Raw genomic sequence first — 13,227 nt, forward strand, 5'->3', positions numbered from 1 at the left:
TTCGTCACCTCCTCGTTCGACGAGGGCACCGCCGAGCCACTCGACGACGACCCTGCTCCTGAGGCCCCCACGTCGACCAGCGCCCGCAAGCGCAAGAACGCCAAGAGCAAGAAGGACGAGTCATGAGCACCACGCTGACGCCGATCCTCACGAAGTTCTGGGACGACCCGCAGAGCTGGACTCTCGAGACCTACGAGAAGAACGACGGCTACAAGGCACTCACCAAGGCACTCGCGGCCAAGCCCGCGGACCTCGTCCAGATGACCAAGGACTCCGGTCTGCGTGGTCGCGGTGGCGCGGGGTTCCCGACCGGCATGAAGTGGGGCTTCCTGCCCCCGCCGGACGGCGGCCCCCGCTACCTCGTCGTCAACGCCGACGAGTCCGAGCCGGGCACGTGCAAGGACATCCCGCTGATGATGGCGGCGCCGCAGTTCCTCATCGAGGGCTGCGTCATCACGTCCTATGCGATCGGCTGCAACCACGCCTTCATCTATCTGCGTGGTGAAGTCGTCCACGTCTACCGTCGCCTCCTGCGTGCCGTCGAAGAGGCGTATGCCGCTGGTCACCTCGGCAAGAACATCCACGGCTCGGGCTTCGACCTCGACATCACCGTGCACGCAGGTGCCGGTGCCTACATCTGTGGCGAGGAGACCGCGCTCCTCGACAGCCTCGAGGGTCGTCGCGGCCAGCCGCGCCTCAAGCCGCCGTTCCCGGCAGTCGCCGGGCTCTATGCGCGCCCGACCGTCGTCAACAACGTCGAGTCCATTGCGTCCGTACCGCCGATCCTGCTCCACGGATCCGAGTGGTTCGGCGACATGGGCACCGAGAAGTCCCAGGGCTTCGGCATCTTCAGCCTCTCGGGACACGTCAAGAACCCGGGCCAGTACGAAGCCCCGCTCGGCATCACGTTGCGCGAGCTGCTCGACATGGCCGGTGGCATGCGCGACCCCGAGAAGCAGCTGAAGTTCTGGACTCCCGGAGGCTCCTCGACGCCACTCTTCACGGCCGAGCACCTCGACACCCCGCTCGACTTCGAGTCCGTCGCCGCGGCTGGCTCGATGCTCGGCACGCGCGCCCTGCAGATCTTCGACGAGACGACCTGTGTCGTGCGCGCGGTCGATCGCTGGACCGACTTCTACAAGCACGAGTCCTGCGGCAAGTGCACCCCGTGCCGTGAGGGCACCTGGTGGCTCAAGCAGATCCTGGGTCGTCTCGAGCACGGTCAGGGATCCGAGGAGGACCTCGACAAGCTCCTCGACATCTGTGACAACATCCTCGGCCGCAGCTTCTGCGCGCTGGGTGATGGTGCGACGAGCCCGATCACGAGCTCCATCCAATACTTCCGCGAGGAATACATCGCGCACCTGACGCAAGGTTCCTGCCCCTTCGACTCGCGTGAGTCGACGCTCTTCCACAAGGACAAGGTGACCGCATGACCGTCACGTCCAGGACCACCACGGCCGACAAGTCCGGCGCCGTGACCGAGAAGCCGGCCGTCGAGATGGTCGACCTGACCATCGACGGCATCGACGTCTCCGTGCCCAAGAACACCCTCGTCATCCGGGCGGCCGAAGAGGTCGGGATCGAGATCCCGCGCTTCTGCGACCACCCGCTGCTCGAGCCGGTCGGCGCCTGCCGCCAGTGCCTCGTCGAGGTCGCCACCCCCGGACCGGACGGAACCCTCCGCCCCATGCCGAAGCCGCAGGCCTCCTGCACGATCACGGCCACGCCCGGCATGCAGGTCAAGACGCAGCACACCTCTCCGGTCGCCGACAAGGCGCAGCACGGGCAGATGGAGTTCCTGCTCATCAACCACCCGCTCGACTGCCCGGTCTGCGACAAGGGTGGCGAGTGCCCGCTGCAGAACCAGGCCATGAGCAACGGCCGCACGGTGAGCCGCTTCGAGGACGTCAAGCGCACCTACCCGAAGCCGATCAACATCTCGAGCCAGGTCCTGCTCGACCGCGAGCGCTGCGTCCTGTGCGCGCGTTGCACCCGCTTCTCGGAGCAGGTTGCCGGTGACCCTTTCATCGCACTCGTCGAGCGTGGCGCCCTGCAGCAGGTCGGCATCTACGAGGAGAAGCCGTTCGAGTCCTACTTCTCCGGCAACACCGTCCAGATCTGCCCGGTCGGCGCGCTGACCGGTGCGGCATACCGGTTCCGGGCCCGCCCGTTCGACCTCGTCTCCACACCGAGCATCTGTGAGCACTGCGCGAGCGGTTGCTCCACGCGCACCGACCACCGCCGTGGCTCGGTCCTGCGTCGCATGGCCGCCAACGAGCCGGCCGTCAATGAGGAGTGGAACTGCGACAAGGGCCGCTGGGCCTTCCAGTACGCCACTCTGCCGGACCGCATCGAGCTCCCTCTGGTCCGCGAAGACGGCGAGCTGCGCGTCGCGTCGTGGCGTGAGGCCCTCGAGGTCGCTGCCGCCGGACTCAAGGCTGCGTCCTCTGCCGGTGTCCTCGTCGGTGGCCGTGTCAGCGCCGAGGACGCCTACGCCTACGGCAAGTTCGCGCGCACCGTCCTCGGGACCAACGACGTCGACTTCCGCGCTCGGCCACACTCGGCCGAGGAGGCCGAGTTCCTCGCCTCGAACGTCGTCCTCACCGCGCCCCAGTCGGGCGGAGTCACCTATGACGACCTCGAGAACGCCAAGACCGTTGTCCTCGCAGGCTTCGAGCCCGAGGACGAGAGCCCGATCGTCTTCCTGCGCCTTCGCAAGGCGTCGCGCAAGAACAAGACGACTGTGTATGCCGTGTCGCCCGTCGCGACCCGTGGGCTCACCAAGGTCTCCGGTCACCTCATCGCGACGGCGCCCGGCACCGAGCCCGAGGTCCTCGAGGCCCTGGGCAAGGGTTCGGCCAGCGGTGCCGCGGGCGATGGCCCCGACACCGTGCGGGCTGCCGCCGAGGCACTGCGCGGCGAGGGGGCGATTATCCTCGTCGGTGAGCGCCTCGCCACCGTGCCCGGTGCCCTGACTGCTGCTGCCCGCCTCGCCGAGACGACGGGTGCACGCCTCGCGTGGATCCCGCGTCGTGCGGGGGAGCGCGGTGCCCTCGAGGCCGGCGCCTTCCCGACACTGCTCCCCGGTGGACGTCCGGTGACTGACGCCACCGCTCGCGCCGAGGTCGCCTCGGCCTGGGGGGTTGTCGGACTTCCCGACGCTGCCGGCCGTGACGCCGCGGCAATGCTCGAAGGTGCACGCACCGGCAAGATCGGTGCCCTCGTCGTGGGCGGCGTCGACCCGCTCGACTTCGGTCGAGCCGACGCCATCCAGGCGTTCGAGTCCACCTTCGTCGTGTCCCTCGAGATCCGTGAGTCGGCCGTCACCGCGGTCGCCGACGTGGTCCTGCCCGTCGCGGCGCACGCCGAGAAGGCCGGAACGTTCGTCGACTGGGAGGGGCGTGTGCGCACCTTCCAGCAGGCGATCCAGACGGGCTACGTCAGCGACCACCGCGCGCTCGACATGATCGCCGACGAGATGGGCGAGTTCCTCGGCTGCCGCACCGTGGCCGAGGTCCGCTCCGAGATGGAGCGCATCGGCCCCGGGTCCCAAGAACACAAGCACGCGGCCCCTGAGCATGAGGCCGGCGAGGTACCGAGTGCCGCGGACGGACACCTCGTCCTCGCGACGTGGCGCCACCTGCTCGACCGCGGTCAGCTCCAGGACGGCGAGCCGTTCCTTGCGGGCACCGCACCCAAGCCCGCTGCCAAGGTATCGCGCACGACCGCCGACTCGCTCGGCGTCATCGACGGCGACATCGTCACGGTGGACATCGGCGACTCGACCGTCACCGACCCGATCACCGTCCCGGTCACGGTGACAGAGATGGCCGACCACGTCGTCTGGCTCCCGACCCACTCTGCCGGCTGTGACCTTCGTGGCACGCTCGCGGACGCACCGGCCATCCGCGTCTCCGTCACCAAGGTGGACTCCGCATGAGCACCCTTCTCACCCTGACCACGCTTGTTGCCGAAGGCACCGACAACCCGACGGCTGACTTCTCGGACACGCCGTGGTGGCTCTCGCTCATCAAGGCGGCGATCATCTTCGTCTACCTGCTGGTGTCGACGTTGATGGTCATCTGGTTCGAGCGACGCGTCATCGGTCGCATGCAGCAGCGTCCCGGCCCCAACCGCAACGGCCCGTTCGGCCTGCTCCAGACCCTGGCCGACGGCATGAAGGCGATGCTCAAGGAAGACGTCACCCCCGCCAAGGCGGACCGGTTCGTCTTCACGCTCGCTCCGCTCATCACGGCGACGATGTGCTTCATCGGCTTTGCGATCATCCCGCTCGGCGGCGAGGTCACGATGTTCGGTCACACCACGCCGCTGCAGCTCGCCGACTCCTCGATCTCGGTGCTCTTCGTCCTCGCGATCGCCGGCATCGGCATCTATGGCGTCGTCCTCGCTGGCTGGTCCTCGGGCTCGCCCTACCCGCTCATGGGTGGGCTGCGGTCCTCGGCGCAGATGATCTCCTACGAGATCGCGATGGGTCTCTCGCTCGTCGCCGTCTTCCTCTACAGCGGCTCGATGTCGACCTCGCAGATCGTGGCCGCGCAGGGGAGCGTCTGGTACATCATTCCGGCGTTCTTCAGCTTCTTCGTCTACGTCATCACGATGGTCGGCGAGACCAACCGTCTCCCGTTCGATCTCGCTGAAGGTGAAGGCGAACTCACCGGTGGTTTCCACACCGAGTACGGCTCGATGCGCTTCGCCATGTTCTTCCTTGGCGAGTACATCAACATGTTCACCGTCTCCGCGCTGGCCACGACGATGTTCCTCGGTGGCTGGCAGGCACCTCCCGGAATTGCCGCGATCAACGACGGCATGTTCAACGAGGGTTGGTGGGGCCTGCTCTGGTTCACCGTCAAGCTGTGGATGTTCATGTTCCTCTTCGTCTGGTTGCGCGGCTCGCTGCCCCGGACCCGCTACGACCAGTTCATGCGCTTCGGCTGGAAGTTCCTCATCCCCGCCACCCTCGGCTGGGTCGTGCTCGTCGCGTTCTTCCGCGGTGCACAGAACGGCTGGTTCGGTGACGCCGCGCTCGAGTTCGCAGGACGTCGCTTCCCGGTGTCGTCGTTGGCGATCGTCGCGCTCGTGGCCGTGGGTGCCCTCGCCTTCGGCTGGTGGTGGGACAGCCGGGCTCTCGCCAAGGAAGCAGCAGCGGCTGTGGCTCCGCCGGAAGAGATCGACCCGTATGCCGGTGGCTATCCCGTCCCGCCGCTGCCCGGCCAGCGTCTGCGCGAGACCGCCCGCGTCGGCGCACCTGCCCTTCCCGAAGCTGACCCCGTGACGCCCAAGCGTCCGGATGGTCCCGCTGTCTTCGACTTCACCGACAAGGAGGCCCCTCGTGGCTGAAGAAAAAAAGGGCGGGTTCCTGTCCGACCTCTTCGCCCCCGTGGGTGGGTTCGGGGTGACCTTCGCGACGATGTTCCGCAAGGTCGCCACGACCGAGTACCCCGAGGTGAAGCGCCCGACGGCGCAGCGCTTCCACGGTCGCCACCAGCTCAACCGTCACCCCGACGGTCTCGAGAAGTGCGTCGGCTGCGAGCTGTGCGCCTGGGCCTGCCCGGCCGACGCGATCCTCGTCGAGGGCGCCAACAACGATGACTCCAACGGCGGTGCCGGAAGGTTCAGCCCAGGCGAGCGCTACGGCCGCGTCTACCAGATCAACTACCTGCGCTGCATCTTCTGCGGACTGTGCATCGAGGCCTGCCCGACGCGTGCCCTGACGATGACCAACGAGTACGAGCTGGCCGACAACAACCGCGCCGACCTCATCTTCACCAAGGAGCAGCTGCTCGCACCGCTCCAGGGCGGTATGACGCCAGCCCCGCACCCGATGGTGAGCGGCATGGAAGAACGCGACTACTACCTCGGCAAGGTCTCGGAGGCCACGGCCACCCAGAAGGAATGGGTCGAGGCACACCACGCCAAGGACGCTCAGGACGCGACGCAGGAGGCGGTGGCCAAGTGACCAGCACAGGAGAAGCGATCCTCTTCTGGGTCCTCGCCCCCCTCGCCGTCATCGGCGCCATGGGCCTGATCTTTGCCCGCAAGGCCGTCCACGCCGCGCTCGGCATGGCGCTGACGATGATCATCCTCGGCGTCTTCTATCTGGCCCAGGGTGCGGACTTCCTCGGCGTCATCCAGATCTTCGTCTACACCGGCGCCGTGATGATGCTCTTCCTCTTTGTCGTCATGCTCGTCGGTGTGGATTCGTCCGACAGCATCGTCGAGACCCTCAAGGGTCAGCGGGCCGCGACGATCGTCCTCACCCTCGGACTTGCCGCTCTCCTCATGGGCGCGATCGGGCGCATCACCATCGGTGACGGCCCGGCCAACAAGCTCGACGCGATCAACACCGAGACCGGCAACGTGTCCGGCATGGCAGAGCTCATCTTCGGCCGCTACGTCTGGGTCTTCGAAGCCACGTCGGCACTGCTCATCACCGCCGCACTCGCCGCGATGGTGCTCGCCCACCGCGAGCGTCTGGGCGCTCGCCCCGACCAGCGTGCGTGGAGCGAGAAGCGAATCCGCAGCGGAGAGAACCTCTCTGGCCTGCCCGTCCCCGGTGTCTACGCCCGCCACAACGCGGTCGACACCCCTGCGCTCCTGCCCGACGGTTCGCCGAGCGAGCTGTCCATCTCGCGCGTTCTCACCGCGCGCGACCAGGTCGGCTCCGCCGCACCCTGGGTTGATGCAGAACGCGAGATCGAGCGAGACCTCGCGCAGGACCGTGACGCTCGTGGCGTCAACGACGGCGTCGCCGAGCGGACCGACGCCGATGACGTGGACGTCACCAAGGAGGACCAGCCGTGAGCCTGATCAACTACATCTACCTCGCGACGCTGCTGTTCGTGATCGGTGGCGCCGTCGTGCTCACCCGGCGCAACGCGATCGTCGTGTTCATGGGTGTCGAGCTCATGCTCAACGCGGCCAACCTCGTGTTCGTCACGTTCGCCCGGATGCACGGCAACCTCGACGGGCAGGTCATTGCCCTGTTCGTCATGGTGGTCGCTGCGGCCGAAGTCGTCGTTGGCCTCGCCATCATCATGGCGATCTTCCGTGCCCGCCGGTCGGCTTCTGTCGACGATGCCAACCTGCTGAAGCTCTAAGGGGCACTCGTGAACTCATTCGCACTGCTTGCCGCGGAAGGCGAGGTGGCCGCGGCCACCGGCATCACGGCATACGCCTGGCTTCTCGTTGCCTTCCCGCTCTTCGGCGCAGGCCTGCTCCTGCTGGGTGGCAAGGCCACCAACGCCTGGGGGCACCTGCTCGCCACGGCGCTCTCATGGGCCAGCTTCGTCCTCGGGTTCATCCTGCTGTTCTCGATGATCGGTCGCGGATCAGAGGCTCGCGGAGCGCACGTGTCGGGGTGGAACTGGGTCCCTGCGGGTCAGTTCCAGCTCGAGACCGGCCTGCTCGTCGACCAGCTGTCGATCGCGTTCGTCCTGCTCATCACGTTCGTCGGGTCGCTCATCCACGTCTACTCCATCGGCTACATGGAGCACGACGAGAACCGGCGCAAGTTCTTTGCCTACCTCAACCTCTTCGTCGCGTCCATGCTGCTGCTGGTGCTGGCCGACTCCTACCTCCTGCTGTTCGTCGGTTGGGAGGGCGTGGGTCTGGCGTCCTACCTCCTCATCGGGTTCTGGAACCACAACCCGGCCTACGCGACTGCGGCCAACAAGGCGTTCTTCGTCAACCGCGTCGGTGACGTCGGGATGTCGATCGCGCTGATGTTCATGTTCTACACATTCGGTGCAGTGGACTTCGCGACCGTGCACGCCGGTGCGGGTGAGGCCGGTTCGACGGCGATGACCACGCTTGGCCTGCTGCTGCTCGTCGGTGCCTGCGCCAAGTCGGCCCAGTTCCCGCTGCAGTCCTGGCTCGGTGACGCGATGGCCGGCCCCACGCCGGTCTCGGCGCTCATCCACGCCGCGACGATGGTGACCGCCGGCGTCTACCTCATCGTCCGCTCGCACGACATCTTCAACGCTGCGCCCAACGCGCAGCTCGCCGTCGCGATCGTCGGTGCGATCACGTTGTTCTACGGTGCGATCGTCGGCTGCGCCAAGGACGACATCAAGAAGGCGCTGGCTGCCTCGACCATGTCGCAGATCGGCTACATGATGCTCGCCGCTGGCCTCGGCCCGGTCGGCTACGCCTTCGCGATCTTCCACCTCATCACCCACGGCTTCTTCAAGGCCGGGATGTTCCTCGGCGCTGGCTCGGTCATGCACGGCATGAACGACCAGGTCGACATGCGCCGCTTCGGTGGCCTGTCGAGCGCCATGAAAATCACCTGGATCACGTTTGGCCTGGGCTGGCTCGCCATCCTCGGTGTCCCGCCGTTCTCGGGCTTCTGGTCCAAGGACAAGATCATCGAAGCCGCCTTCATCGGTGAGGGCTGGCGTCCGTGGGTCTTCGGCTTCATCGCCCTCATCGGCGCCGGGATCACCGCCTTCTACATGTCGCGCCTGTTCTTCATGACCTTCCACGGCAAGAAGCGCTGGGTCGACGAGGCAGAGGCCAAGGAGCTCGGATCTCGGGCCATACACCCGCACGAGTCGCCGTTGACCATGACGATCCCGATGATGGTTCTCGCGGTCGGGTCCGGCGTTCTCGGCCTGATCCTCTCGTGGGGTGGCATGTTCACCCACTGGCTCGAGCCGGTCGTCGGTGAGCACGGTGAGGAGCACCCTGTGCTCGCCGTCCCGGTCATCATCGGACTGACGCTGTTGCTGGTAGCCGGCGGAGCGGCATACGCCTGGATGTTGTATTGGCGTGACGCGGTCCCGCAGACGGCACCGCGAGGTTCGCTGGTCACGCAGGCCGCCCGTGCCGACCTCTATCAGGACGCCATCAACGAGGGCCTGTTCATGCGGCCCGGCACCCACCTCACCCGCGCGCTGGTCTTCACTGACGGCAAGGGTGTCGACGGGCTCGTCGGCTCGTTGGCTGCGTCCGTCGGCGGGCTGTCCTCGCGACTGCGCCGCCTCCAGACCGGCTATGCCCGGTCCTATGCCTTGACGATGCTCACCGGTGTCGTCGCCATTCTCGGAGCACTGTGGGTGATGAACTGATGTCCGGCCTGCCCCTGCTCACGCTCATGATGGTCGTGCCGCTCGTCGGCGCGGCGGTCATCTGGCTGCTGCCCTCTGCCTCATCGCGGTTGGCCAAGCCGATCGCACTCGGCGTCTCGCTGTTGACCCTGGTGCTGGCGCTCGTCGCCTGGGCTCAGTTCGACAACGCGTCGGGTGATCGCTATCAGCTCACCGAGACGCACTCGTGGATCCCGCAGTTCGGGGTCTCCTACGCGCTCGGTGTCGACGGCATCGCGCTCTCGCTCATCATCATGGCGGCGATCCTCACGCCGATCTGCCTGCTCGCGGCGTGGAACGACCTGGGTGACGACGCGGAGCCGGGTCGCGAGAAGACCTACTTCGCGCTGATGCTCATCCTGCTCACCTTCATGGTGGGAGTCTTCGCGGCGCGCGACGTCTTCTTGTTCTATGTGTTCTTCGAGGCCATGCTCATCCCGGTCTACTTCCTCATCGGGTTGTTCGGCGGGCCGCGACGGCAGTACGCCGCCGTGAAGTTCATCCTCTTCTCGCTCGTCGGCGGGCTCATCATGCTCGTCGCTGTCATCGGCCTGTATTTCCAAGGGCCCGGTGGCGAGCAGGGCTTCCTCTACGAGTCCCTCGAAGGTGCTGTCGGTGGGTCGACCGCTACCCAGCGCTGGCTGTTCATCGGCTTCTTCATCGCCTTCGCGATCAAGGCGCCGATGTGGCCGGTCCACACCTGGCTGCCCGACGCGGCGGCTGAGTCCCGTCCGGCGACGGCTGTGTTGCTGGTCGGCGTCCTCGACAAGGTCGGTACCTTCGGGATGCTGCGCTTCTGCCTCGGGTTCTTCCCGGAGGCGTCGCAGTGGGCGACCCCGGTCGTCATCACGCTTGCCGTCATCTCGGTGATCTATGGCGGGCTGCTGGCCATCGGATCGCGCGACATCATGCGACTCATCGCCTTCACGTCGATCAGCCACTTCGGCCTCATCGTCCTCGGCATCTTCGCGATGACCACGACGGCAGGGTCCGGGTCGGCGCTCTACATGATCAACCACGGCTTCGCGACGGCCGGGCTCTTCCTGCTCGCCGGGTTCCTCATCTCGCGGCACGGGTCGCAGCGGATCGCCGACTACGGCGGCTGGCAGCGGGTGACCCCGGTGCTCGCCGGGGCGTTCCTCATCTCCGGTCTGTCGTCGCTGGCGCTGCCCGGTCTGTCGTCCTACGTATCGGAGTTCCTCGTGCTCACGGGGACCTTCCAGCGCTACCAGGTGGCTGCCGCCATCGCGACCATCGGCATCGTCCTCGCCGCGCTCTACATCCTGCTGACCTACCAGCGCGTCTTCACAGGTCCGCGTCCGACGTTCGCCAAGGGCGGCGAACCGCGCGACCTCGGCCTGCGCGAGAAGCTCGTCGTGGCGCCGATCATCGCGTCGTTCCTGCTCCTCGGGTTCTTCCCGAAGCCGGTCCTCGATCTCGTCAACCCCGCCGTGAAGCAGACGCTCGAACTCGTCGGTGTCACTGATCCGACGCCGACCCACGCCACCGGGAGTGCCCAGTGACCGCCCTGTCCACCGCCCTGCCGACAGCCTTCGAGGCCGTCCAGGTCAACTACGGCGCCGTCGCGCCGATGCTCATCATCGTGGGCGCCGCGCTCGTCGGGGTACTGGTCGAGGCGTTCGCGCCGCGACAGTCACGGCACATCATCCAGGTGACGCTCGCGCTGGCCGCCCTCGTGGTTGCCTTCGCGGTGCTCGCGCTCGTGTCCGTCGACAACCAGAGCGTCACCGCCGGCGGCTCGATCGTCGTCGACGGCCCGGCCCTGTTCATGCAGGGGACGCTGCTGGTCTTCTCGGTCCTCGGAGTGTTGACCATGTCGGAGCGTTTCGGTGGCCGGTCCGCCGACGCCTTCACCCCGATGGGTGCGGCGACACCGGGCTCACCCGCTGAGTCCGCAGCGGATCGCGCTGGCTTCGCGACGTCGGAGGCCTTCCCGCTGACGTTGTTCGCCGTGTTCGGCATGCTGATGTTCGTCTCGTCGAACGACCTCATCACGATGTTCGTCGCGCTCGAGGTCTTGTCCTTGCCGCTGTATGTGTTGACGGGCCTGGCGCGTCGTCGTCGCCTGCTCTCGCAGGAGGCCTCGCTCAAGTACTTCCTGCTGGGTGCCTTCTCGTCGGCCTTCTTCCTCTTCGGTGCGGCGCTGCTCTACGGGTATGCCGGGTCGACCGACTTGGCGAAGATCGCCCAGGCGATCACCACGGCCAACGGGGCTTACGAAGGACTGCTGCTCCCCGGTGTCGTTCTTGTGCTCATCGGCCTGCTGTTCAAGGTCGGCGCTGTGCCGTTCCACTCGTGGACGCCGGACGCCTACCAGGGCGCCCCGACCCCGGTCACCGGGTTCATGGCCGCCGCGACCAAGCTCGCTGCCTTCGGTGCGATCCTGCGCTTCGCCTACGTCGGGGTCGAGTCCTCGCGCCTCGAGTGGCGCCTCGGCGTCGCCGCGATCGCGGTCCTGACCATGGTCGTCGGCGCAGTGCTCTCCGTGACCCAGACCGACGTCAAGCGGCTCCTGGCCTACTCGTCGGTCGCGCACGCCGGCTTCATCCTCGTCGGTGTCCTGGCGTTCGACGTGACGGGCGTGTCCGGCACGATGTTCTATCTCGCGGCCTACGGTCTTGCGACGATCGCGGCCTTCGCCATCGTCTCGCTCGTCCGTTCAGGCGGCTCCGAGGCGACGCACCTCTCGCAGTGGGCTGGCCTGGGTCGCAAGCACCCGGTCGTCGCCGGCATCTTCGCGTTGCTGCTCCTGGCGTTCGCTGGCATCCCGCTCACGTCGGGCTTCACCGCGAAGTTCGCGGTGTTCGCGCCGGCGATCGCGCACGGTGGACTGGCGGGCATCATCATGGTCGTCGTCGGCGTCCTGGCCTCGGCCGTCACCGCGTTCGTCTACTTCCGGCTCATCGTGCTCATGTACTTCACCGAGCCGACGGGTGACGACGTCGTTGCGCTGACCCCGTCGATCGCCTCGACGGTCGCCATCACGGTCGGTGCCCTCGGCACCGTCATCCTCGGCATCCTCCCGGGCCCGATTCTCGACCTCGCCGGTCGGGTGTCGCAGTTCATCCAGTGACGCTGGCGCTGCCCGAGGTGTCGGCCGGGCTTCAGGAACGGCTCACCGACGGACTGGCCCGAGTCGAAGCCCTCATCGAGGAGCGCATCGACCACGAGGACGCCTTCATCGCCGAGGCCAACGTCCACTTGCTGCGGGCCGGTGGGAAGCGGTTCCGGCCGATGCTCACGATCCTGGCCGCCGAGCTGGGCGACGGCGTCAACGATGCGGTTGTCTCGGCAGCTGCTGCGGTTGAGCTGACCCACCTGGCCTCGCTCTATCACGACGACGTCATGGACGTGGCGGAGCTGCGGCGTGGAACGCCGACGGCCAACACGGCATACGGCAACTCCACGGCCATCCTCATCGGAGACCTGCTCTTCGGACACGCGTCGGCACTCGTCTCCGAGCTGGGAACGGAGGCGGTGCGGATCCAGGCCCAGACGTTCATCCGTCTGTGCACGGGCCAGATCCGTGACGAACGGCAGGCCCCCGACGGCGAGGACGCCGGTGCCTACTATCTGCGAGTCCTCGAGGACAAGACGGGGGTGCTCATCGCGACCGCTGCGCGCTACGGTGCGATGTTCGCCGGGTGCGACGACGACGTGGTCGAGACGATGCGGGTCTATGGTGAGCGGCTGGGCATGGCCTTCCAACTCGCCGACGACCTCATCGACATCGAGTCCTCCGCCGAAGAGCTGGGCAAGACGCCGGGCACCGACCTGCGCGAGGGCAAGCGGACGCTGCCGGTGCTGCATGCGCTGGCCTCGACCTCACCGGAAGATGCCCGGCTCCAGGAGTTGCTGCTCTCGGACCTCTCGGGCGATGCCGAGCTGGCCGAGGCGCTGACTCTGCTGCGCGCTCACCCTGCGCTGGAGCGGGCACGCGACGAGACGCGTGCGGTCGGTGAGCAGGCGCAGGACGCCTTGACCGGGCTGCCCGACAGCGAGGCCAAGACCGCCCTGCTGGCCCTGGCCACCTCAGTCACCCACCGCGTCTCCTGACCCGTCCCGGCCGGCCACCAACTTCTGGCTCGCTCGGCGC

The 13,227-nt window shown here is 67.2% G+C and carries 10 protein-coding genes; all 10 read left to right on the forward strand.

Annotation, left to right across the window (positions count from 1 at the left end; all coding sequences use genetic code 11):
• The first annotated feature begins 122 nt into the window (after positions 1 to 122).
• The 10 genes from nuoF to V6K52_RS04770 are packed head-to-tail and all read left to right on the forward strand — an operon-like array spanning position 123 to position 13,187.
• Positions 123 to 1,436, forward strand: a complete 1,314-nt coding sequence (gene nuoF / locus V6K52_RS04725) for an NADH-quinone oxidoreductase subunit NuoF (RefSeq protein WP_353952744.1) — start codon at positions 123 to 125, stop codon at positions 1,434 to 1,436.
• Positions 1,433 to 3,943 carry an NADH-quinone oxidoreductase subunit G gene (locus tag V6K52_RS04730; protein WP_353952745.1) on the forward strand — a complete coding sequence of 837 codons (2,511 nt, stop codon included), beginning with the start codon at positions 1,433 to 1,435 and terminating at the stop codon, positions 3,941 to 3,943. The genes nuoF and V6K52_RS04730 overlap by 4 nt, the downstream gene beginning before the upstream one ends.
• Positions 3,940 to 5,361 carry an NADH-quinone oxidoreductase subunit NuoH gene (gene nuoH / locus V6K52_RS04735; protein WP_353952746.1) on the forward strand — a complete coding sequence of 474 codons (1,422 nt, stop codon included), beginning with the start codon at positions 3,940 to 3,942 and terminating at the stop codon, positions 5,359 to 5,361. Before V6K52_RS04730 ends, nuoH begins: the two co-directional genes overlap by 4 nt.
• Positions 5,312 to 5,980 carry an NADH-quinone oxidoreductase subunit NuoI gene (gene nuoI, locus V6K52_RS04740; RefSeq protein ID WP_353952747.1) on the forward strand — a complete coding sequence of 223 codons (669 nt, stop codon included), beginning with the start codon at positions 5,312 to 5,314 and terminating at the stop codon, positions 5,978 to 5,980. The genes nuoH and nuoI overlap by 50 nt, the downstream gene beginning before the upstream one ends.
• The gene (locus tag V6K52_RS04745) at positions 5,977 to 6,825 is read left to right on the forward strand and encodes an NADH-quinone oxidoreductase subunit J (protein WP_353952748.1); all 849 of its coding nucleotides are present in this window, start codon (positions 5,977 to 5,979) and stop codon (positions 6,823 to 6,825) included. The genes nuoI and V6K52_RS04745 overlap by 4 nt, the downstream gene beginning before the upstream one ends.
• Positions 6,822 to 7,121: an NADH-quinone oxidoreductase subunit NuoK gene (gene nuoK / locus V6K52_RS04750; RefSeq protein WP_009776099.1), complete on the forward strand. Its 300-nt coding sequence runs from the start codon at positions 6,822 to 6,824 to the stop codon at positions 7,119 to 7,121. Before V6K52_RS04745 ends, nuoK begins: the two co-directional genes overlap by 4 nt.
• A 9-nt stretch (positions 7,122 to 7,130) precedes the next feature.
• Positions 7,131 to 9,092, forward strand: a complete 1,962-nt coding sequence (gene nuoL, locus V6K52_RS04755) for an NADH-quinone oxidoreductase subunit L (protein WP_353952749.1) — start codon at positions 7,131 to 7,133, stop codon at positions 9,090 to 9,092.
• On the forward strand, positions 9,092 to 10,633 hold the full coding sequence (locus V6K52_RS04760; protein WP_353952750.1) for an NADH-quinone oxidoreductase subunit M: 1,542 nt from the start codon (positions 9,092 to 9,094) through the stop codon (positions 10,631 to 10,633). The genes nuoL and V6K52_RS04760 overlap by 1 nt, the downstream gene beginning before the upstream one ends.
• Positions 10,630 to 12,204, forward strand: coding sequence for an NADH-quinone oxidoreductase subunit NuoN (gene nuoN, locus V6K52_RS04765; RefSeq protein WP_353952751.1), 1,575 nt, complete (start codon positions 10,630 to 10,632; stop codon positions 12,202 to 12,204). The genes V6K52_RS04760 and nuoN overlap by 4 nt, the downstream gene beginning before the upstream one ends.
• Positions 12,201 to 13,187: a polyprenyl synthetase family protein gene (locus V6K52_RS04770; RefSeq protein WP_353952752.1), complete on the forward strand. Its 987-nt coding sequence runs from the start codon at positions 12,201 to 12,203 to the stop codon at positions 13,185 to 13,187. Before nuoN ends, V6K52_RS04770 begins: the two co-directional genes overlap by 4 nt.
• Positions 13,188 to 13,227 lie beyond the last annotated feature (40 nt).

Origin of the sequence: Knoellia sp. S7-12, from assembly GCF_040518285.1 — a bacterium.
In the GTDB taxonomy this organism is placed as follows: domain Bacteria; phylum Actinomycetota; class Actinomycetes; order Actinomycetales; family Dermatophilaceae; genus Knoellia.

What these genes read in the sequence shown, in the direction of transcription:
- nuoF (WP_353952744.1), top strand. Translation starts at nt 123, where the DNA reads ATGAGCACCACGCTGACGCCGATCCTCACGAAGTTCTGGGACGACCCG.
- V6K52_RS04730 (WP_353952745.1), top strand. Translation starts at nt 1,433, where the DNA reads ATGACCGTCACGTCCAGGACCACCACGGCCGACAAGTCCGGCGCCGTG.
- nuoH (WP_353952746.1), top strand. Translation starts at nt 3,940, where the DNA reads ATGAGCACCCTTCTCACCCTGACCACGCTTGTTGCCGAAGGCACCGAC.
- nuoI (WP_353952747.1), top strand. Translation starts at nt 5,312, where the DNA reads ATGGTCCCGCTGTCTTCGACTTCACCGACAAGGAGGCCCCTCGTGGCT.
- V6K52_RS04760 (WP_353952750.1), top strand. Translation starts at nt 9,092, where the DNA reads ATGTCCGGCCTGCCCCTGCTCACGCTCATGATGGTCGTGCCGCTCGTC.